Source organism: Streptomyces sp. NPDC018833, from assembly GCF_044390825.1.
Classification (GTDB): Bacteria; Actinomycetota; Actinomycetes; order Streptomycetales; family Streptomycetaceae; genus Streptomyces.
Genome location: NZ_JBIRZM010000004.1, coordinates 458,158 through 480,669, shown reverse-complemented (window position 1 = coordinate 480,669; position 22,512 = coordinate 458,158). Strand labels below are relative to the sequence as shown.

The window sequence follows — 22,512 nt, the reverse complement described above, 5'->3', positions numbered from 1 at the left end:
CGTGACGTACGACTCGCTGGTCAACCACGGCGACTACCTCTCGGCCCACTATCTCGCCGAAGTCCTCCCCAAGGATCTCAAGGCCAAGGACGGCCTCCTCGCCCGCTGGGCCGCGTTCGAGGAAGAGGAACGCCGCCGGTACACCGACGCCGTCGCCGAGGCCCGCAGCCGGGGCGGCGATGCGGGCTCCGTGCCTCCGCGCGCCCGCACCCCCCGCGAGGGCCTGCGTGCCCTGCGCGGTCCCTACTTCGCGGGCCGCGCCGCCCTCACCGAGGACGCGGAAGCGCTCGCCGACCCGGGCGCGCCCGAACCCGAAGGCTGGCGGAAGCGGTTCACCGAGGTCCATCTGGACACCCTGCACGCCCTCGGCTACACCGACGCCCACGAGCAGACGGTCACCGTCCACCGCTCCGACCACGCGTACACCCTCCAGGTCGCCCACGCAGAAACCGGCCTGTACGCCGTCTCCTGCGGCTGGACCACCGAGCCCGACGCCGCGCTCGACCCGGACGGCGCCGGCCGCCTGCTCCACCCTGTGGCGCTGGAGGCGTCGGCGGCTCCGCTGGAGGACGCCAAGGCGCTCACTGACTTCCTCTTCGCCTGCGACACACCCCCGCGCTACGTCCTCCTGCTCGTCGGCGGCGTCATCGTCCTCGCCGACCGCCTCGCCTGGCACGAGGGCCGCTACCTGGCCGCCGACCTCGACGCGGCGCTCAACCGCCGCGACGACCGCCACGGCGGTGAACTCGACACGGTGGCCGCACTCTTCGGCGCCGACTCGCTGCGCGTCCCCGCCGAGGGCGGCACCGCCCCGCTCGCCGGCTTCCTCGACAGGTCCGGCAAGCACGCCGTCGGCGTCTCCACGGAACTGCGCGAGGGCCTGCGCCTGAGCGTCGAGTGGATCGCCAACGAAGTCCTGGACCGCCTGCGCGAACCGCAGAACGGCATCACCCCGGCCGAGCTCGACGACCCCGCCAGGCTGGCCAAGGAGCTCAGCCGCGAGTCGCTGCGCTACCTGTACCGGATCCTGTTCCTCCTCTACGCGGAGGCCAGCCCCACGCTCGGCATCCTGCCCTCCGACTATCCGGAGTACGAACAGGGCTACGGCCTCCAGCGCCTCGGCGACCTCGTCCTGCGCGACCTGGTCGGCGAACGCTCCCGGCGAGGCTTCCACCTGTACGAGTCGCTGGACCTGCTCTTCGAGAAGGTCGAGAACGGCCACCGCCGCTACGGCACCGAGCCCGAGGACCTGGCGGCCGAGGCCGCCGCCCGCGAGGCCACCGAGGCGGAGAACGAGGCGGCCCGGCTGCTCGCCGCCGGCACGATCACCCCGGCCGAGCACACCGAACGCGTCCGCGAGGCCGACCGCGTGCGCCGTGCCGCCGCCCGCAGCACGAGCGCGGGTCTGCGCTTCGAGGCCCTGAGCTCCGAGCTTTTCACCAAGGAGGCCGTCCGCCTCATCTCGGACGACCAGATCGAGAACCCGGCGTACCGGGGCGGCGAGGGCGAGCGGCGCCGCCCGTTCCTGGACACCCGGCTGCGCAACGAGACACTGCACAAGGTGCTGCGCCGCCTGATGCTCACCAAGGGCAAGGGGAGGGAACGCGGCGGGTTCATCTCGTACGCCCAGCTCGGCATCAACCAGCTCGGCGCGGTGTACGAGGGCCTGATGTCCTACACCGGCTCCATCGCCGAGGAGGAGCTGTACGAGGTCGCCAAGGGGGGCGACCCCTCGGGCGGCAGCTGGACCATCCCCGCCTCACGCGCCCAGCACTACAAGGACGAGGTCTTCGTCAAGCGGACGAACGAGGAGACCGGTCTGCTCGAGCGGGTGGTCCACCCCAGGGACTCGTTCGTCTACCGCCTGGCCGGCCGCGACCGCCAGACCTCCGCCTCGTACTACACGCCGAAGTCCCTCACCGAGGTCACGGTCGAACTGGCCCTCAAGCACCGCCTCGACCAGCACGACACCGTCACCCCGGCCAGGGAACTCCTGGAGTGGAAGATCTGCGAACCGGCCCTCGGGTCGGGCGCGTTCCTCAACGAGGCCATCGACCAGGTGGCCGCCGAGTACCTGAGGCGGCGCGAACACGAGCTGGGCCGCCGGGTGGACCCCGAGCTGCGGCAGATCGAGCTCCAGAAGGCCAAGGCGTACATCGCCCTGCACAACGCGTACGGCGTCGACCTCAACGCCACGGCGGTGGAGCTGGCGGAGGTCTCGCTGTGGCTCAACTCCATGCACCCGGGGATGCGGGCGCCGTGGTTCGGCCTGCACCTGCGGCGCGGCAACTCGCTCATCGGCGCGGGGCGGAAGGTCTACAAGGCCGATGTTCTCAACGATGGTGCGTGGCTGGCGAAGAAGAACACCCTGCCGCCGGCCGACCTGCCCTTCCGTGACGGCCCGCTGCCCGAGGGCGCGGTGCACCAGTTCCTGCTGCCGGCGATCGGCTGGGGCGCGGTCGCGGGGGAGCCGGAGGCGAAGAAGCTCGCGGAGGACGAGGCCAAGGCGCTCGGCACGTGGCGCAAGGGCGTGCAGAAGGCCCCGAAGGGGCCGAAGCCGTTCCAGGAGCGCGGCGACGAGACCGACGAGGCACGGCAGAAGCGCTACGAGCGGTGGCAGAAGGCGGCGGCGAAGACGGAGCTGGGCCGGTTGCAGGGCGTGGCCCGGCGCGCCGAGTTCCTGTGGCAGCTGGTCGCCACCCGTCTGGAACTCTCCGAGCGGGCGGTCGCCCGCCGAATCGACGTGTGGGGCGCGGACTGGCTGGAGCAGTCGTCGGAAGCAGAAGACAAGCAGAAGGTCCTCGACGACCTGACCCGTCAGGGCACGCCGTACTGGCGGCTCAAGACCGTGATGGACGCGTGGTGCGCGCTGTGGTTCTGGCCGCTGGACAAGGTCGGCGAACTGGATGGCACGGACCCGGTGTACGGGAAGGGTGGCGGGCTCGTCGACGAGTCGTCGGTTGCGGGACTGCTGGGCGGCTCGCCCGCGGGGGTCGTCGCGAAGGAGCCGGTGGAGCCGACCGGCCCGGCACCTGGGGACCAACTGTGGCAGGCGTCCGGGCTGTTCGACGACCCGGACGGCGAGCAGCAGGAACTGGGCGCGGGGCCGGTGACCGGGCCGAAGCGGAGCTCGTCGGGTACGACGCGCGGGAAGAAGCCTGAGCGGAAGACCATCCCGCTCCAGAGCTTCGGCGACTGGCTGGATTTCCTGGAGAAGGTCCTCGGCAAGGTCGACATGCCCGAGAACTCGTTGCTCTCGGGCATCGAGAACCTGAGCCCGGACGAGGCGCTGGAGCTGCTGGGCGACGTCGAGGACCGTCTGGAGGGCTTCCTCGGCATGGAACCGGCGGCGCTGCTGCCGTTCCGCTTCCCCTGGCTGAACACGGTGGAGGACATCGCCGGCACGACGGAGAAGGACATAAAGGCGGAGGACGGCCACGGCTTCTTCCACTGGGAGCTGCACTTCGCGCACGTGTTCAGGGGCAAGGGGGGCGGGTTCGACCTTCAGGTGGGGAATCCGCCGTGGGTGCGGCCGGACTGGAACGAGAGCGTTGCCCTAGCCGAGTTCGAGCCGTGGTTCCAGCTCGAAGAGAAGCAGTCGGTCACAGCACGGAGGGAGCGTAAGAGTGCGGTTCTGGAGAACGCGGCCGATCGCACGGAGTACCTGCGCGACTTGACCGGGACGACAGGAACAGCCGAGCTGCTGGGCAGTGCTGTGCTGTATCCGCTCATCTCGGGTACGCGTCCGGACTTGTATCGGGCGTTCATGTGCCGTACCTGGGAACACCTGGCTGACGAGGGCACGGTGGGGCTCGTGCATCCGGACTCGCATTTCAGCGGTGACAAGGAAGGGCGTCTGCGTGAGGCCGCCTACACCAGACTGCGGGTGCACGGCGACTTCGTGAATCAGGGCAACCGCTTCTTTCCACCCCCTGTCGGTCATGCCAGTCACTTTGGCGTGCACATCTACGGGCAGGAAGGGGAGATTGACTTTGACCACCTGTCATGGCTCGTTTCCGTGGATGCCCTGCGACTGTCGGCCGAGGATGACGGAACGGCTCCGGACCCTGGGATCAAATACGGCGACAGCTGGGATGAACGCCCGCACCGCAAACGGATCGTCCGGGTGGACGAAGCGACGCTCGCCCGGTGGCAGAAGCTCACCGGTGACGAGACACAGCCCGTCCGCCAGGCCCGGCTGCTGTCGCCAGTGAGTACAGCCGAGGAGCTCGCGATCGAGGCGCTCGCTGACTATCCGCTGCGGCTCGCGGTGTACGAGCCGCAGATCAGCAGTGGTTACAACGAGAAGACCGCCAAGGACGACGACCTCATCGACTACAACACGCCGGACGACGCTGGTGTGGTCCGGCGGCCGGCCGACTGGTCCGAGGTGATCCTCAAGGGCCCGCAGATCGGCCTGGCCAATCCGCTGTTCAAGCAGCCGAGCCAGGGCAGCGGCGAGGTCCTGGGCCTCAACCCGGCGACGCTGGCGGACGAGGCCGTGCCCGAGTCCGAGTACGTGTACGTCGCCAAGCCGGCGGCGTACCGGGCCGTGCAGGACGTGTGGAGCGACGGCAGGACGCTGGAGCAGCTCAGGGCGTCCGAGCGTGAGGTGTCGCGGGCGCGGAACGTCGCGGCCGGGCGGCTCGGGGTGGCGTCGGCGGACGTGACCGAGGAGCAGGTGGAGGCGGAGCTCCTGCGGCGGCTGCAGCGGCCGTACACGGAGTTCTATCGGGTGGCGTGGCGCAAGATGATCGCGCCCGATACGGAGAGGGCGCTCTACACAGCCTTGTTGCCTCCGGGGGCCGCACACGTAGACGCTCTGCGCAGCGGTGCTCTGCCCGACAACCGGAGCACTGCACTGCTGGCTGGCTTCTGGGCGTCGCTCCCAGTGGACTACTTGCTGCGCACTGTTCGGGTGCGGAACCTCGATGTGGCTACAGCGAGACGGCTGCCAGCGCCAGATGTCGACCACCCGCTTGATTCAGCCCTCTTGTTGCGCACCCTGCGCCTGAACTGCCTGACCTCTGCCTACGCGGACCTGTGGGAGGAGCTGTACGAACCGACGTGGCCAGGCTACGAACCCTGGGCAGTGGAGTGGCCGGACATACAACCTCTCCATGAGGTCGGCCCAACGTGGGAGCGGGCGACTCCGCTTCGCAGCGAGCGGGCGCGTAGGGCAGCGCTGGTGGAGATCGACGCCCTGGTCGCTGTATGGCTCGGGGTAAGCGCAGACGCTCTTGCGGCGATGTACAAGTCCCGGTTCCCGATCATGCAGGACTTCGACGCGGTCACTTGGTTCGACGCCACCGAACGCAAGATCGCAGGCGCTAGGCACACGTACGGCTTCGGCCAGACCAAGGACCACTACGAGCAGTTCCTCGCCTACCAGAAGCAGGGGCGCTCCGAGCCTCCGGAGGGCTACACCGCCCCCTTCTACAAGGCCGACCGCGAGAAGGAGATGCGTGAGGCGCACGCCTACTTCACCGCGCGGCTACGGGAAGCCACCGCCAAGGGCAAGTGAACGGCAGCGCCCCGCGCCGGACGGTTCCGGCGCGGGGCGCGAGGGTCAGCCCTGGGCGGCGTAGGAGACGAAGTCGTCCCATGCGGTGGGGGAGAGGGCGAGTTCGGGGCTTCGCTGGTCCTTGGAGTCCCGGACGTGGATCGCCTGCGTCCCCTTCGCCACCTCGATGCAGGCGTCACCCTGCGAGCCGCTGTAACTGCTCTTGAACCAGGCCAGTTCGGACGTGCTCATAGCGCTCCTCGCAATCGCTTCAACAGGCCCAACGAGTCCTCGGGGGTCAGGGCCTGTGAGCGCAGTTTCGCATACCGCTGCTGGAGCAGGCTGATCTCTTTCGCGTTGGCGATCAGCCGTCCGTTCTGCTGCCCCTCGGAGTAGGCGAACCACCGGTTTTCGGGCGTCTCGGCCAGCATGATCGGCCCATCCATCCCCGCGTGTGACGGCTGCCGCAGCGGCATCACCTGAAACTCCACGTTCCAGTTCCGCTCGATCAACTCCAGCAGCCGGTCGAACTGTTGCCGCGTCACGCGCTCCCCACCCGTCCACCGCTCCAGCACCGCCTGCTCCACGATGAAGCTGAACGCCGTCGGCGGTTTCCGCGTCACCGCCAGCAACTCCTGTCGTGCCAACCGCGCCGCGATGCGCTCCTCCAACTCCTCCGGGTCGGGCAGCGGCGGCACGTCCAGCGACACCGCCCGCGCGTACGCCTCCGTCTGCAACAGACCCGGCACGACCCGGCATTCGTACGTGTACAGGCTGATTGCCGTCGTCTCCAGCCGCGCCCACTGCCGGAACCAACTCGCCAGCCCCGCCTGTCGCGTCAGATGCGGCGCCGCCTTCCGCAGCGCCCCCGTGTTCCCGAGCGCCACCTCCGCGCGTTCCACGAAGTCGCGGTCCGGCATGCGCCGGCCCTGTTCGATCGAGGCGACCGTGTGCTTCGAGAAGCGGACCAGATCGCCGAACTCCTCCCGGCTCAGGCCCGCGTGCTCCCGTAACGCCTGCACGAACGCGCCGAACGTGCGCAGGCTGTCCGACACCCCCGGTTCGCCGCTGCCGCCCGCTCCCGTACCGCCGTCCGTGCATTCGTAGGCCACTGTCGGCCACCTCCCGCGCACCCGCCACCGCCCGTACCGCTACTGACTCGGCTCCATCGTCACGCGCGGTGACACGTACTGTCCACCGAATGTGCGCGTACGCTGACGCAGCGTGCGCGACCATTGTTGGCGAACGCGGAGGCGTCCGGACAGGTTTGTTGGGATCACCTGGCGAACCGGAGGGCCGTGCTCGCCAGGTGAGGTCCGATGAAGCAGGCGGTGGTGGGCGCCGGCCCACGGCAGCAGATGCCCGGTTGGGGCCGGCCTCGCGGTCGCGGTTCGTTGCCGGAGTTCAGCTCACGGCTTCAGCGTCCCGCCGAACTGGAAGTGCACGCCGTCGTGTCCGATGACGGGTGCCCTCGGCACCAGGGTGAACGTGAGGGAGTTGAAAGGCTCGAGCGCGTGGAGTCGGACGCTGCCGTTGGAGTCGCTGGGCCCGCCGTCGGAAGGCTGGTGATACAGGCCTTCGACCTTGTTGCCTTCGGCTTGGAAATTTTCGTCGCCGCTGAGTTTGGTGACCGTCACGTCCGCCGGGTCTGTGAACAGCAGGGTCGAGGCGAGCGATCCCAGATGGATGACGAGGTCCTCCATCTTTTTCTGGAGCTTGATGGTGAACGAATGGCCGGTCAGGCCCACGATTTCGATCATGTCCGAGTCGGGCATCTGCGGGGTGAAGAGGTCCAGCCCGAATTGCTCCCAGTTCTCGTCGAGATAGGCGGTGCCCAGGGGTTTGAATTCCGACACCGGTCCGGCAGCCGTTCCGGTGAGGGTCACCCTGTGGCCGTCCAGCTTTCCGGTGGCTTCGGTCCTCTCCTCGTTACGGCTGTCCCAGTCGACGAACTGAAGCGGTTCCACCTTTCCGCCGAGCTGGAAGTGCACGCCGTCGTGTCCGGTGACGGGGTGATTCGGCACCAGGGTGAACGTGAGGGAGTTGAATGGCTGGCGCCCGCGCAGGCGAACGCTGCCGTTGGAGTCGCTGGGCCCGCCGTCGGAAGGCTCGTGGTACTGGCCTTCGACCTTGTTGCCTTCGGCCTTGAAATCGTCGTCACCGCTGAGTCTGGTGACCGTCACGTTCGCCGGGTCTGTGAACACCAGGGTCGAGGCGAGCGATCCCAGGTGCAGGACCAGGTCCTGCACCTCGGTCTCGAACCCGATGGTGAACGAATGGCCGGTCAGGCCCACGATTTCGATCATGTCCGAGTCGGGCATCTGCGGGGTGAAGAGGTCCAGCCCGAATTGCTCCCAGTTCTCGTCGAGATAGGCGGCGCCCAGGGGTTTGAATTCCGACACCGGTCCGGTGGCCGTCCCGGTGAGGGTCACCTGGTGGCCGCCCAGGGTTCCGACGGCTCGGGTCCTCTCTTCGTTGCGGAATGTCCAGTCGACGAAAAGCTCCTGCGCTGCCATGGTTCTGCCTCTCTGGGCGATTGGCTCATGCGATTTGCTGAACGCACTCCGGTGGCGAGCCGACCGGAATCCGGGACGCGGGAATTCCAGCCGCAAGCTGGGTGGTGATTACCCCGTGGGCAGGATCTTGAAGCGAACCGGTCGTCATCGATCGTGAGTGCTATCTCTGCCCGTGTTCATTTCTCAGGGAATGCGTTGCCCGCGGGATTGCCTCTGGGGTGTCCGACGCGGTGTGATCGCGCCTGGTGTCCCAAGCAGGCCGTGAAGGGCGGGTGCGCGGCGCGCGTAATCGCGAGGGCACCCGTTGCCCTGAGTACCGTCCCCGGTGCGTGTGCGTCCTCGCCGTTTCCGTGTGGTCGGTTCCAACGTCGGCGTGGTCGGCACCCTCCTCGCGGGGGGCATGCTGACCACGTGCAGCCGAGTCCGCCTTCACCGGCGCAGTACCGCGCGCTGAACGGCATCGGGCGGCAGCCGGACACGGTCTGCCGCCCGGGCGACCCTTACGACGGTTCCATGGGCAACCGGTCGTCGATGTGGTCGTCGCTGTAGCCGAGCTGCTCGGCGATCACCTTGCAGCGGGCGCGCCGGGCCCCGGTGATCTGGACGTCACACGTGCTGAGAGCCGCTGAGGCCGAAGTCCGCCACGCCTTCATGCGCTTCCATCGCGCTCCCGCCCCTGTGTTCATGGCCGGGACAGTCCGTGTGCTCGCTGTGAAGGTGGTGGGCGGGGTGGTGAACGTTGGCCGGGAATCGACCAGATGGCCCCCACTCTCCCGGAGAAGTGACGTCGCCCTGCCGGCACGCTCTCGACTCGCCCCCGTCGTCACGCCGGGTGACGCGTACCGTCCACCGTCCGTGCGCGTACGCCGACTGGACGTACGCGCGTTTCCCCTGGTGAACGGCACGGCTCGGCCATCAGATTTGGGCGTATGACACCGCCGCCCACGCCTGCGTCCCGTCAAGAGCCCATCACCGTACGTGTGTTCACCCAGCGCTTCAGCTCCACCCCGCGCGGCGCCCGCCTCGCCCGAAGGCTCGCTCAGCACCAGCTCGACTCCTGGGGCGTGCCCCACGGTAGCGAGGCGTCCGACACCGCCGCCCTGCTCGTCGCCGAGCTCGCCGCCAATGCCGTCACGCACGGCCGCGTCCCCGGCCGGGACTTCGAGGTCACAGTCAAACTCCTCGGCCGGACCCTGCGCATCGAGGTGTCCGACACCCGGGGCGAGCTCCGGCCCCTGGCCCCCGGCGCGCCCCGCCCCGCGCCCCGGCCACTCGCCGAGACCGGCCGGGGCATGCTCCTCGTGGAGGCGCTCGCCGACCGGTGGGACGTGCTCGACCGCGTCCCTGTCGGCAAGACGGTCGCCGCCGAGCTGGACCTGCCGCGCTGACGGTGCCTGCGGCCCCGGGACGGTCGCGCTGACAGGCCGTAAGGCCCGTCTATAGGCTGGGCCGCAACGGCATCGGGCGGCGGCGGAGGCAGCGGGGACCATGACGGACCTGGAGGGCAGTGCCGGGGGCACCGGGCGGAACCGGCCGGTGCGGTACGCCACGGCGGAGGACGTCGACGAGCCGGACGCGCTCTTCCTGCCGCTGGGGCCGGCCATCGAGATCGGGTCCGACGGACGGCCGACCGGCGTGGAGCTGGAGCTTCCCTCCGACGAGGAGGACGAGGGCTACAGCGACGCCGACGGCATCTCCGCCCCGTTCCGGCCCGACAGCATCAAGATCCACACCGAGACCACCACCGTGGACCTGCTGCTGTCCCGGCTGCGGGAGGGCATGATCGACCTCGCGCCTGACTTCCAGCGCCGGGCCGGAATCTGGAGCGACCGGGATCAGAGCCGGCTGATCGAGTCGCTGCTGCTGCGCATCCCGATCTCCAATTTCCACATGGCCCAGGACGACGAGGACAAGTGGGCCGTGGTGGACGGCGTCCAGCGGCTCACCGCCATCGCCCGGTTCATGGAACCAAGGCTCACCGGCCTCGGCCCGTTGACCCTCCGGGGGCTGGACTACCTCTATCGGTTCGACGGCAGCACGTACCAGGATCTGACCGGGCGGCTGAAGATTCGGCTGCGGGAGACCCAGCTCACGGTCCACATCATGCAGCAGGGCACCCCTGAGGCCGTCAAGTACAACGTGTTCTCCCGGATCAACACCGGTGGTATGCCGCTGAAGCCCCAGGAGTTGAGGCACGCGCTGGTGCGGGGACCCGTCCGGGAGTTCCTCGCCGACCTGGCCGAGGATCCCGCCTTCGGAGAGGCCACCCGGTGGAGCGTTTCCGATGAGCGGATGGCCGACCGGGAGATGGTGCTGCGCTTCCTCGCCTTCCGGCTGAGCAATCCCGCCGAGCACTCCGAGAAGGACTTCGATCAGTTCCTCATCAACGCGATGTACCGGATCAACGCCCTCACCGAAGAGCGGCGGGAGCAGTATGCGCGGGAGTTCCGGGTGGCCATGCGGTGCGCGCAGGACTTGTTCCATGAGCATGCCTTCCGCAAGTGGCGTGGGGGGCCGCGCAGCTCTCCCGCCATCAACAAGGCACTGTTCGAGACGATCTCCGTCCATCTCGCGCTACTCGAAGATCACGAGCGGGACAGACTGGTAGCGTCTCGGGGGAGGGTGCACCAAAGGTTCTTCGAGCTCATGGACGACTGGGACTTCGACCGGTCGATCTCCGTGAGCACCGGGGACCCGGGGAAGGTCCGCACCCGATTCCAGGAAGTGGCACGGCTGTTCCGGGGGGTGGCTGAACAGTGATCGACCGTCTGACACTGCACAACTTCAAGGCGTTCAGAGACGTGTCCTTACCGCTGGGCCCGCTCACCCTCCTCACCGGGCTCAACTCGTCCGGCAAGAGCAGCGTCCTCCAGTCGATCGCCCTGCTGCGCCAGTCATATGAGGCGGGCGACCTCGCGGTCTCCGAGTACATCCCCGAAGCCCAACGGGCCGGACTGACGGTCAGCGTCATGAACCAGGGATTCCTGCTCAACGGCGAACTCGTCGGTCTCGGCACCGGCGAGGACGTCCTGCACGAGGACTTCGCGGAGGAGGAGGCCAGGATCGGCCTCGCCGTCGACGAGGGGCCGTTCCACTACGGCTGGACCGTCGAGTACGAGGCCGAGCAGAACCTGTTGCCGCTGCTCGACGTGGACCTGCCCTTCACCTCGGAGGGGCGCGACCGGCCGGCCGGGCCACAGGCCGTCGCCCCGTCGTTCCTCACCGCCCCCTTCCAGTACCTGCACGCCGACCGGATCTCGCCCGCCGAGTTCTACCCGCGCGACCACCATGCGGCCATCGGCCGTGCCTTTCTCGGAGTACGGGGCGAACACACCGTCAACTTCCTACGCCACCACACCCGGGACGAGGTCCCCGCCGGTCCCCTGCGCCATCCGGCTGCCGCGTCCGACCTGTTCCTCGACCAGGCCGCCGCCTGGATGGGTGAACTGTGCCCCGGGGTGGACATCCAGGCCGCGGCCGTCAAGGGCGCCGACGCCGTACAACTCTCGTACGGATTCCAGGGCACACTCGGCCCCACCCGGCGCCGCCGTCCCAGCAACGTCGGCTTCGGCCTCACTTACGTCCTGCCGATCGTGGTGGCCTGCCTCACCGCTCGCCCCGGCTCCCTGGTCCTTCTGGAGAACCCGGAGGCGCACCTGCACCCCCAGGGGCAGACCCGGATGGCCGCCCTGGCCGCAGCGGCCGCCGCACAGGGCGCGCAGGTGATCATGGAGACCCACAGCGACCACGTCATCAACGGCGTGCGGCTCGCCGTGAAACAGGGGCAGCTCGCCCCCGAGTCGGTGGTGCTCCACTACTTCCGCGGCGACGGCACCGGCGTGGAGGTCGTCAGCCCGCGGGTCGACACTGACGGCATGCTCGACCAGTGGCCCGAGGGCTTCTTCGACGAGCTGGAGAACACGCTCGACCAGCTCATCGGCTGACACCCGCCTGGGGAGGGCGGGGCAAGGCGCACACACCGTCGCGGAGGGGGAGACGTGCCGCAGCTGTTCCTGAACGAGAAGTCCTGCGAAACGACAGCGGACCCGGAGCGGGTCAACCGCGCCATGACCGAGATGGTCAGGGCCGTCCTCGCGGTTGCGAGGGAGGACCGGGCGGGAACCCTGCTGGTCTCCCGGGAGCCGGTCACCGCGTTACAGCTCGCGCACGGCCACGCCATCGGCAAGTGGATCGGCACCCCGGGCACCAAGGACCTGTGGCAGCGGCTGGCGATCCTCCAGTCCAAGTGGCCCCACCGGGAAGCATTCCCCGAGGGGGAGACCTACTCCGACGTCGAGTACCGGCACGACGGGGACACGGTCGAGGGGCTTGGAGCCGCGCACCTGACCGGTGGCCTCGGTGTCTCCCTGCCGGTCGAGCCGCGCTGGGCCACCGACCGGCTCACCCTCGTCCGGGAGGAACTCCTCGACGGCGAGGACGGCGGTACCGCGCTCACCGAGGTGGAGATCTCCCACGCCGCGACCCGCGAGCACGTCACGATCCACCTGCCGTGGATCCGGCGCGGCGCGGACGCCGGCCGGCAGAAGGCCGTCGAGGGCCTGCGATCCGGCGCGGAGCTGTGGGCCGCCCGGTCGGATCTCTTCCCGCTCCTTCAGTTCCTGCCTCTCGCGGAGCAGCACTTCGCCGAACTCTCCGAGGCGTGGGTGCGGCCGGTGGGCGAGCGGCTCGGGGAGCTCCAGGACGCGGTCAGCGACTGGGACCCGGACCGGCAGCCCATCTCGCCCCAGTGGCGTTCCTACGTCCGTACCGAATTCGAGGCCCGTCGGCGCCTGTGCTGGTTCCCCGACATCGACGGCGAGAACCGGCTGTTCGACTGGCACTGCGACTTCCTGCCGAAGCCGGGCCGGATGCACTTCCGGCTGGTCCACGAGGAGCGCACCCTGCGCATCGCGTACGTGGGACGCAAGCTCGGCGTCTGAGCCGGACCCGGGCTGTCTGTCCGCGCCGTTACCGTAGGGCGGTGAAAGGGCGCCCTCTGGGATGCCCGGCTCCGACCAGCCCACCAGCACCGCAACGGAGGACCACGCGTGCGTCCCACACTCGCCGCCGACCAGGTACGGGCCAGCCTGAGCCAGTACCTCGCGACGACGTACGCGCTGGCGGACGAGAGCACCCGACGCGCCCTGGAGGGGTTTCTCGGCGATGCCGACGACGGTATCTTCCGCGGCCCCTACCTCCGCATCCGCACGCCCTTCCGGTCCGCCGAGGGCACGGACTGGCAGCGGCACCTGGGCTGGTGGCCCCGCGACTTCACCCCGCACCGGCACCAGGAACTCGCCTGGGAGCGGCTGTCCACGCTGCACGGACCGGCGCGGCCTACGCTCGTCACCACGGGCACCGGGTCGGGGAAGACCGAGTCGTTCCTGATCCCGCTGCTCGACCACTGCCGCCGGGAGCGGGAGGCGGGCCGGGAGGGCGTCAAGGCGATCCTGCTCTACCCGATGAACGCCCTCGCCACCGACCAGGCCCACCGCATCGGCAAGCGGCTCGACGACCCCGAGGACACCCGGCTGCGCGACGCGGGCGTCCTGGCCGGGCTCTACATCGGCGACAAGCCGTCCCAGGAGTTCAAGCAGGCCAACCCCGCGATCGCCGTCGACCGGGACGAGATCCGGCGCACCCGGCCGGACATCCTGATCACCAACTACAAGATGCTCGACCTGCTGCTCCAGCGGCCCGAGGACCAGCGGCTGTGGCAGGACTCCGCACTCGCCTACGTCGTCCTGGACGAGTTCCACACCTATGACGGCGCCCAGGGCACGGACGTCGCCATGCTGCTGCGCAGGCTCGGGTCCGTCACCGGGCTCGCCGAACCGGGCCGGCCGCTGGGGCCGGTCTGCCCCGTCGCCACCTCCGCGACGCTGGGGGAGAACGCAACCGGCGCGACCGCGGGGCAGGGCGGCGGCCCGGGAATGCTGGAGGTCGCCGAGCAGGTCTTCGGCGTGCCGTTCCCGCCCGACTCGGTCGTCGGCGAAGACCGGCGCACCACCAGGGACTTCACCGGCGAGAGCGACTTCACGCTGCCGTTCCCGTCCCCGCAGGAGGTCGCCGAACTCGGCGACCCCACCCGCGACCTGGGCGCCATGGACGCCCTCGTCGCCGCGTTCACCAGCCTCAGCGGACCGACCCCGGAGGAACTGGGCGGGGTACTGCGCAGTCACCGGCTCACCGCCGCTGTGCTGGAGATCCTCGACGGCGCTCCGAAGACCCTCGCCGAGATCACCGAGGTGCTGCCCCGCTACGCCTACCACTGGGGCATGGCCGTGCAGCAGCGGCCACGTCTCGCCGCCGAGGCACTCGCCCGCTACATCGCCCTCCTGTCGTACGCCCGCGACCCGGAGTACCCCGGCCGGCCGCTGCTGTCCATCGAGATCCACCACTGGGTGCGGTCGGTCTCCCGTGTGCTGCGCGGCATCAGCGCTGCCCGCGCCGAATTCCGCTGGGACGACGAGCGGGTGACCTCCCGTGGCGTGCTGGCCCGCAAGGACCGGAGCCCGGCCGCCCGGCCCTCCCCGTACGACGGGGAGGAACCCGTCGTACCGGCCGGCGCGGCCGAGCAGGCCGCCGTACCGGCCGACGACAGCGCCCCGCCGCCCGCCGCGGTCTTCCTGCCGGCCGTGTTCTGCCGCGAATGCGGACGTTCCGGCTGGGCCGCGTACTCGCCGGAGGTCGACCCGGCCGAACTCGACCTGAACGCCTCGAAGATCCGCCGCGCCTCCATCGGCCGCGACAAGCGCCGGGTGCGCAACATGATCGCCGCGACCCCGCAGGAAGTGCACGACGCGGCCTTCGGCGCCGGGGCCGAACGCCGGCGCGGCGGACCCGCCGTCATGGTCCTGGAAGGTGCCGGCGGACGGCTGCGCCCACTGTCGCCCGAGGCCGACTTCACCGCCCCGGCCGACGGCCAGGGACCGCGCCGGCCAAGGCCACTGACCAACGCCGCGTTCGTCCACGCCGATCTCGACGGAGACCGTGCCGCCGAACGCGACCAGTGCCCCGCCTGCCGCACCTTCAACTCCATCCGCTACCTCGGCACCGGACTCGCCGCGCTCGCCGCCGCCGCCGTCACCCAGCTCTTCACCGGCGGCGAACTGGACAAGAACCTGGGCGAGGACAAGACCCTCCTCTTCAACGACTCCGTCCAGGACGCCGCCCACCGCGCCGGCTACGTCGCCAGCCGCTCGTACACGTTCTCGCTCCGCGCCCTGCTCGCCAGCCGTATCGACGAGGACGAACCGATCACCCTGAGCGACCTCGCCGCGGACCTGATCGCCGACGTCGTCGACAGCAAGGCGGTGCAGGCCGCCGTCATTCCCCCGGACCTGCACCTGATCCGGGGTGTGGACACCCTGCTCTCCGGCCGCAGCCGCGGGTCCGGTGCCACCTGGGAACTGATCGCGCAGCGCCTCGCGTTCGCCACCGTCATGGAGTTCGGCCTGCGGTCCCGTCAGGGCCGCACCCTCGAACTCACCCGCACCGTCGCCGCCGACGTGCCCCTGCCCGACGCCGATGCCGTCGCCGACCTCGTACGGGAAACCCTGCTCACCACGCCGGGAGAGATCGCACTGCCCGGCGGGTCCACGCCCGGCCCCGACCAGTACACCGGGTTCGTCCGGGGCCTGCTGGAGAGGCTGCGCGTCCGGGGCGCCGTCCGGCACGCCTGGCTGGACCCCTGGCTCGACCAGGCCGGGGTGCGCAGATGGGCGATCTGGGGCGGGCGTGCGACCGGGATGCCTGCCTTCCCCCGCGGGGTGTCCGCGCCCGCGTTCCTGCTCGGCACGCCCAAACAGGGCAGCGAGGACTTCGACGTCCTCACCGGCCGCCTCGGCTGGTACCAGGACTGGGCCGTACGCTCCCTCGGCCTGCGCAGGGAGGCCGCCACCGACTTCCTGACCCGGCTGCTGCCCGCCCTCGCCGACGCGGGGGTCCTCTCCGTGCGCACCGCACTTGACGGCGCCACCCGCGTCTACGGCCTCCAGCCCGGCCACATCCAGGTCCGCCGACTCGCCGACCACGCGCTCCCCGATGCCACCGCGCACTGCCCGGTCTGTTTTTGGGAGCAGACCGTCCACCCCGACCTCGCCGACCAGTGGCACGGACAGCCGTGCCCGCGCTACCGCTGCGGAGGAGTCCTCGCCACCGGCCGCGACCTCGACAGCGGCCTGCGGCAACGGGACTTCAGCGACGACTTCTACCGGCGCATGTACCGCGAAGCCGGCGTCTTCACCATCAACACCGCCGAGCACACCGGCACCCTCAGCCGCGCCAAGCGCGAGGCCGTCGAGAAGGCCTTCCGCGAGGGCATCGACGTCCACTACGCCAACCCGCAGGTGCTGTCCTGCACCCCCACCCTCGAACTCGGCATCGACATCGGCGACCTGTCCGCCGTCGTCCTCGCCTCCCTGCCGAAGGGGCCCGCCAACTACATCCAGCGGGTGGGCCGGGCGGGCCGCTCCACCGGCAACGCGTACCTGCTCACCATGGTCGACCGCGGTCCGCGCGACCGCTACTACCTGGAAGAGCCCCGGCTCATGATCGCCGGAGACGTCCTGCCCCCCGGCTGCTACCTGTCCGCGGTCGAGATCCTGCGCCGCCAGTACCTCGCCCACCTCCTCGACCTCGCCGGCGCCGGGCGCCTGACCGCCCCCGACGGAACGCCGGTGCGGCCCCTGCCCGGACCCGCCACCGAACTGTTCGGCGCCTCGGCGTGGCAGGACGAGTTCGCCGAGGCCGCACTGGCAGGGGGAGAACGGCTCGTGGAGGACTTCCTCGGCCTCTTCCCCCCGTACGACGAGAGCCGCGGCACCGGCGTCAGCCCGCAGGCCCGCGCCGCCCTCACCACCTACGCCACCGACCCCGGCGAGCAGGGGCTGGTGGAGGCGCTGAAAACCGCGTGCCGGCGCTGGGAGGACCGGCGTGCCGACATGCAGCGCCGGATCGAGGCCATCGACCGGGCGCACGGACTGCTCGTCGCCGGCGACCCCGAACACGAACGACAGGGCCGTGAACTGCGCGCCGAACGCCGGGACGTGGCACGCGTCTCCTGCGAGATCAGCCGCACGACCGCGCACGGCGCACTCGTGGACCTCGGCCTGCTTCCCAACTACAGCCTCATCGACTCGGCCACCGAACTGGAGGCCACCCTCACCTGGTCCGAGAAGGCACCTGACGGAACCCGCAAGGACCACAGCAAGACCATCCGTCACAGCCGTCCCGCACGCCTTGCCCTTTCCGAGTTCGCCCCCGGCAACCACTACTACGCCCAGGGCTACAAGCACCGCGTCACCGGACTGGACATCGGCAGCCCCGGACGCCCGGCGTGGATCTGGTGGCGCATCTGCCCCGACTGCGGCCACGTCCGCACCCACCGCGCCGAACCGGACACCTCGCCCTGCCCCCGCTGCCGTTCCGCGGCCATCGGCGACGTCGGCTGCCTGCACAAGGTCCTGGTGCCGCGCCGCGCCACCTCCCGCGACGAACGCGACGACGTCCGCGTCCGCGACGACACCGACGAGCGGGAACGGCGGCACTACTCCGTCGTCCCCGCCGTCGACATCCACGCGCAAGACGTCGAGCAGGCGTGGAAACACGAACACGCCACTTTCGGCTGGGAGTTCACCCGCCAGGCACGGATCCGCCACATCAACGTCGGAGCCACCCGTGTGGACGGCGGGACCGACACGTCTTTCGCCGGCCGGGAGGTCCGCCTCAACCCCTTCTGGGTCTGCGACGCGTGCGGCTTCGCCGACCCCGACGGCGGCCCCGCCGCCCACGACACCGGCGACGCCACCGCGTACGGCAAGTACCACCGGCCCTGGTGCCCCAGGCGGCGCGACGGAGCCGACGCCGCGCGGCGCGGCGAGAAGGTGCTGCTCGCCCACGAGTTGCGCACCGACGCCCTGCGGATCCTCATCCCCGCCGTCACCGCCCACACCCAGGAACGGCTCGTCTCCTTCAAGGCGCTGCTGCTGGCCGGCATCGCCCGCAGCTACGGCGGCGACCCAGACCACCTCGCGGTCGTCGCCGACTCCATGCCCGAGGAAGGCGGCGAGGCCGCCCTGCGCCGCCACTTCCTCGTGCTGTACGACACGCTGCCGGGCGGCACCGGATATCTGCACCGCCTCGCCGGCCAGGACGGCCTGCGGGGCGTCCTGGACGACGCCCGTCAGGTGATCGAGACCTGTGTGTGCGCCGGTCAGGGCCGGCCCGCGTGCCACCGCTGCCTGCTGCGGCACGTCACCGACAGCGAGTACGAACTCGTCTCCCGCGAGCACGCGCTGGACATGCTCGGCGACCTCTTCGGCCGCACAGCGGACCGGTGGAGCGTCGCACCCGTCACCACCACCCGGGACATCACGCTCGTGCACCAGGTGGAGAGCGAACTGGAGGCGCTCTTCCGGCGCGGGCTGCTCGAATGGGCCGAAGGTGTGGACGAGGTCAGCGTCCGCAGCGCGCTCACCGCCGACGGCACCCGGGACACCACCCTGCGCTTCACCGCACCCGACGGCACGGTCCGCGGCTGGCAGATGGAGACGCAGACCCCGCTCGGCTTCACCCGGCCGGACGTCATCTTCCGCAGCACCGACGACGATCGCAGGGTGGCCGTCTACCTGGACGGATACCGCTACCACGCGAGCCCCGAGCACCTCACCGCCGAGTCCGACGCCGACAAGCGCACCCGTCTGCGAGCTGAGGGCTGGCAGGTCTTCCAGCTCACCTGGGACGACGTGCAGGCATGGACGGGCCGGACCGGGCCGCAGACCGACCCCGCCTGGAAGCCGTACCCGAACACAGCGCAGAAGACGGCCATGGACGTTCACCGGCGCATGCACGCCGGCGACACCCGGGATCTGCCACGCTTCGTATGGGCCAACCCGGTCGAGACCCTCATCGGCTACCTCACCGACCCCGACCCCGACGCATGGCGCCGCCGCACCCAGAGCGCGCTCGCGGGCTTCGCCGCCGTGTCGGCGACCAGCAGGGCCCTGGCGGACGGCGAGGAGATCGGCCGCAGGATCGGCGAGGCACTGAACGGGCGGCGCCTGGCCGGAGGACAGGGCGCCGTCCAGGTCATGACGACCCGGGACGCGTCGGGATGCCCGCTCACCATCACGCTCGACCTGCGCAGGGGGCAGACCGGGGCGGCCTGGACGGCACTGGCCGTGCTCGACGACAGCGCGGAAACCGTCGCGGCGGACGAGGCCGCCCACCGGCGGCGATGGCAGGCATGGCTCTACTGGAGCAACCTGCTCCAGTTCCTCGACGCCGGCGAAGGAGACGGGGTCCAGCTCACGACAGGCATGCTGCCCGGATTCGACCCGCGTGAACTGGCCGTCACCGGCGGTACCGGATGGCTCACGTCCCAGCGGCGGGCGCACGAACCCGCGGCGGCCGGGCAGAAGCCTGAAGCGGCTCCGAGAAGGAGCGAGGAAGCCCCCAAGGCCGTCCGCGACCCCGCCTGGGACGAGGTCATCGAGTTCCTCCTCGACGACCCCGGCCTGCCCGACCTCGCCCGGACCCTCGCCGGCCTCGGCGCGCCGGCGCCCGAGGCGGGCTACGAACTGGGGCCGGCCGCCTGGCCCGCCGAACTCGCCTGGCCCGCACGGCGCGTCGGCGTCGTCCTCGCGCACAGGCCCGACCCGGGCAGCAAACGGGACATCGACGCCGAACAACGGGACCAGGCCTACCGGGAGGCGGACTGGCAGGTCCGGCCCGCGGCGGAGTGGAACGCCGGTGAGCTCGCCGCGCTGCTGGGCGGAGACGCGAGCAGGACGACGAATGAGCACGAGGAGAACGAGGGATGACGGTCACCGGAGCGCCGAGGACGGGCGTGACCCTGCGTCTGCTGGACAAGGCCGACAAGGAGATCGTCAAACTGGACCGCGCGGTCCTGGGAGCGTTCTACAAGTTCCAGCACGACTTCCGCCGCAACCCGGATGCCGGCGGCTTCGGCCTCAAACAGCTGGAAGGCCACGACCGGCTCTGGTCGGCACGCGTCAACCGCGAGTGGCGGGCCCTGATGATCCGCCTCGGCGGTGACGACTGGCTGCTCGTCTCGGTCAAGCACCGCAGCCACGTCCACAAGAACCTGGACCGGCTCAACTACGGCATCAACCACATCACCGGCGCCATCGAGTACGTCGACCTCCAGGTTGTCGAGGACAGCGTGCTGCGCCGCGAACTCGCGCCGTCCGCCGCCCCTGTCGCCGTACCCGAAGCCGTCCGACGGCAGCCGGTGGAGGAGCCCCTCTTCGCCGCGTACACCGACGAGCAGCTCGCGGACCTCGGCGTCGCCGAACCTCTGATCCCCATCGTCCGGAAACTCACCACGGACGACGAACTGCTCGGCCTCGCCGAGTATGCACCCCGTCACACCGGGGAAGTCCTGCTCCGGCTGCGCGACGGCGTTCCATACGAAGCGGTCATGGAACAGGTCACCGCGCCGGTCGCGGTGGCCGAGCCGGAGCAGAACGTCGACACCGAGGACTGGCAGGCCGCCGTCGACCGCTCCCAGACCGTGGTGATCACCGACGACGAGTCCCTGCAGAGCATCCTGGAGGAGGGCGACTTCGGGCGGTGGAAGATCTTCCTCCACCCCACCCAGGAGAAGCTGGTCCATCGTCGCTATTCCGGCCCGGCCCGGGTCGGAGGGGGACCGGGGACGGGCAAGACGATCGTCGCCCTCCACCGCGTGTGCCATCTGGTGCGCGCGCTTCCGCCGGGCCGTGACAAGCCCGTGTTGCTCACCACGTTCAACAGGAACCTTGCCGCAGACCTGCGGGCCCGACTCCTCTCGCTCGGCGGCCCCGAGGTGCTGGCCCGGGTCGACATCGCCCACGTCGACCAGCTCGCCACCCGGATCGTCAGCGAGGCCGACCCGGGCAACGCGAAGCGGCGGATCGACGACGCGGCGGCACTCCGCGAGTGGCGGGAGCTGCTGGTGGAGGCGGGGGAGACCCGCTGGAGCGCCGAGTTCCTCAGCGACGAGTGGAACCAGGTCATCCTCGGCCAGGCCGTGACCTCCCGGAGCGACTACTTCGCCGCCCGGCGCGCCGGACGGGGACGCAGCGTCACCCGCGCCGAGCGAGCGGGTATCTGGCAGCTCGCCGAACGCTTCACCCAGCGCCTGGAGACCAAGGGACTGGAGACCCACCGCCAGGTCGCGGAGCGGGCCGCACGGCTGGAGATCGCCCGCAAGGCCAGGATCGACAGGCGGGCTGAGGAACGCGAGGAACGGGGCGGCCTGGACAACCTCCACGTCGAGGCCGGCTCCGGTGCCTGGCTGCGCTACCGCTACCGGCACATCGTGGTCGACGAGGCCCAGGACCTCAGCGCCGCCCACTGGAAGATGCTGCGCGCCATGGTGCCGGCCGAGCCTGACGACATCTTCCTCGTAGGCGACACGCATCAGCGGATCTACGACAACCAGGTCACGCTCGGCAGCCTCGGTGTCCACATCCGCGGCCGGTCGTCCCGATTGACCCTCAGCTACCGCACGACCCGGGAGATCCTGCGGAACGCGATCCGGGTACTGGGCGACGCGGACTACGACGATCTCGACGGTAGCGCCGACACTCTTGCCGGATATCGCTCCGTCCTCCACGGTCTGAGCCCGTCCCTGCGCGGCGCGCGGAGCTGGGACGAGGAGATGGACCTTGTCGTGGAGCAGCTGCGGGCCTGGCACGACGTGCCCCGCGAGTCCACGGCGATCTGCGTCCCGACCAACGAGATGGTCACTCAGCTCGCCAACCGCCTGGGGCAACGTGGCATTACCGCCACGGAGATCACGCAGGACGGACCACGAAGCGATCAGGGCGTCCACATCGGAACCATGTACCGCTTCAAGGGCCTGGAGTACCGCTGTCTGATCATCGCCGGAGTGTCCGAGGGACTCGTGCCGCGGTCATCTGTGGACGTCTGGGAGCACACCGACCCGACACGCCATCAACGGGAGCTCCACCGCGCCCGCTCCCTGCTTTTCGTGGCCGCGACCCGCGCTCGTGACGCCCTCGCGATCACCTGGCACGGGGAGCCGAGCCGGTTCTTGGCTCCGCTGTGCTCGGCCCGATGACCGCGTGGGCCTGCTGGGTGTGCCGAGGCAGCTGCTGTACGCCAGCAGGCCGCGGCTGCGCGCCTCCGCGGCCGGGAAGCCGAGCTCCTCGAAGCGCCTGCTGCTCCGCCGCACCCAGCGCCGGGTAGCCGGCGCGGCGCCACCGGCGCCGGTGCGCCTGACGCGGGCCGGAACCGGCCGGGTTCCGGCCCTGATGCGGCCCTGGGGGCCCGAACCTAGACTGGCGAGCGCCCGATACACCCCGAAAAGGGAGATGTGCACCATGTCGAAGCGAGGCAACAAGCGACGCGCCCGCAAGAAGAAGGGCGCGAACCACGGCAAGCGGCCCAACGCCTGAGCCGACCGACCGCCGTATTCGCCCGGTGCTGCCGCGCCGCCGTGCCGCAGGGCGGGCCGGTGGC

Annotated in this window: 12 protein-coding genes; 8 read left to right on the top strand and 4 right to left on the bottom strand. The window is 70.3% G+C overall.

The window, feature by feature from the left end; translation table 11 throughout:
• The first annotated feature begins 1 nt into the window (after window position 1).
• The gene (locus tag ACH5AF_RS11815; RefSeq protein ID WP_398901404.1) at window positions 2-5,524 is read left to right on the top strand and encodes a DNA methyltransferase; all 5,523 of its coding nucleotides are present in this window, start codon (window positions 2-4) and stop codon (window positions 5,522-5,524) included.
• A 45-nt stretch (window positions 5,525-5,569) separates the two neighbouring features.
• On the opposite strand, the gene ACH5AF_RS11810 is transcribed toward ACH5AF_RS11815, so the two are convergent.
• The 4 genes from ACH5AF_RS11810 to ACH5AF_RS11795 form a co-directional block, all read right to left on the bottom strand.
• A complete protein-coding gene (locus ACH5AF_RS11810) occupies window positions 5,570-5,755 on the bottom strand; it encodes a DUF397 domain-containing protein (protein WP_398901403.1) in 186 nt (61 codons plus the stop codon).
• Window positions 5,752-6,615, bottom strand: coding sequence for a helix-turn-helix domain-containing protein (locus ACH5AF_RS11805; protein WP_398901402.1), 864 nt, complete (start codon window positions 6,613-6,615; stop codon window positions 5,752-5,754). Before ACH5AF_RS11805 ends, ACH5AF_RS11810 begins: the two co-directional genes overlap by 4 nt.
• Window positions 6,616-6,912: 297 nt before the next feature.
• A complete protein-coding gene (locus tag ACH5AF_RS11800; RefSeq protein ID WP_398901401.1) occupies window positions 6,913-8,019 on the bottom strand; it encodes a hypothetical protein in 1,107 nt (368 codons plus the stop codon).
• A gap of 500 nt (window positions 8,020-8,519) precedes the next feature.
• The gene (locus ACH5AF_RS11795; RefSeq protein WP_398901400.1) at window positions 8,520-8,705 is read right to left on the bottom strand and encodes a hypothetical protein; all 186 of its coding nucleotides are present in this window, start codon (window positions 8,703-8,705) and stop codon (window positions 8,520-8,522) included.
• A gap of 243 nt (window positions 8,706-8,948) precedes the next feature.
• On the opposite strand from ACH5AF_RS11795, the gene ACH5AF_RS11790 reads away from it, so the two are divergent.
• From ACH5AF_RS11790 to ACH5AF_RS11760, 7 genes are all read left to right on the top strand, one after another.
• A complete protein-coding gene (locus ACH5AF_RS11790; protein WP_398901399.1) occupies window positions 8,949-9,407 on the top strand; it encodes an ATP-binding protein in 459 nt (152 codons plus the stop codon).
• Window positions 9,408-9,507: 100 nt separating this feature from the next.
• Entirely contained in the window at window positions 9,508-10,779 is a 1,272-nt protein-coding gene (locus tag ACH5AF_RS11785) for a DUF262 domain-containing protein (protein WP_398901398.1), read from the top strand.
• The gene (locus ACH5AF_RS11780) at window positions 10,776-11,963 is read left to right on the top strand and encodes a DUF3696 domain-containing protein (RefSeq protein WP_398901397.1); all 1,188 of its coding nucleotides are present in this window, start codon (window positions 10,776-10,778) and stop codon (window positions 11,961-11,963) included. Before ACH5AF_RS11785 ends, ACH5AF_RS11780 begins: the two co-directional genes overlap by 4 nt.
• Before the next feature lie 54 nt (window positions 11,964-12,017).
• On the top strand, window positions 12,018-12,959 hold the full coding sequence (locus ACH5AF_RS11775) for a hypothetical protein (RefSeq protein ID WP_398901396.1): 942 nt from the start codon (window positions 12,018-12,020) through the stop codon (window positions 12,957-12,959).
• 108 nt (window positions 12,960-13,067) lie between these two features.
• Window positions 13,068-19,844 (top strand): DEAD/DEAH box helicase, encoded by a 6,777-nt coding sequence (locus ACH5AF_RS11770; RefSeq protein WP_398901393.1) that lies wholly within the window; start codon window positions 13,068-13,070, stop codon window positions 19,842-19,844.
• Window positions 19,841-22,111: a UvrD-helicase domain-containing protein gene (locus tag ACH5AF_RS11765; RefSeq protein WP_398901392.1), complete on the top strand. Its 2,271-nt coding sequence runs from the start codon at window positions 19,841-19,843 to the stop codon at window positions 22,109-22,111. Before ACH5AF_RS11770 ends, ACH5AF_RS11765 begins: the two co-directional genes overlap by 4 nt.
• Before the next feature lie 262 nt (window positions 22,112-22,373).
• Window positions 22,374-22,448 carry a 50S ribosomal protein bL37 gene (locus ACH5AF_RS11760; protein ID WP_373297613.1) on the top strand — a complete coding sequence of 25 codons (75 nt, stop codon included), beginning with the start codon at window positions 22,374-22,376 and terminating at the stop codon, window positions 22,446-22,448.
• The last annotated feature ends 64 nt before the right edge of the window (window positions 22,449-22,512 follow it).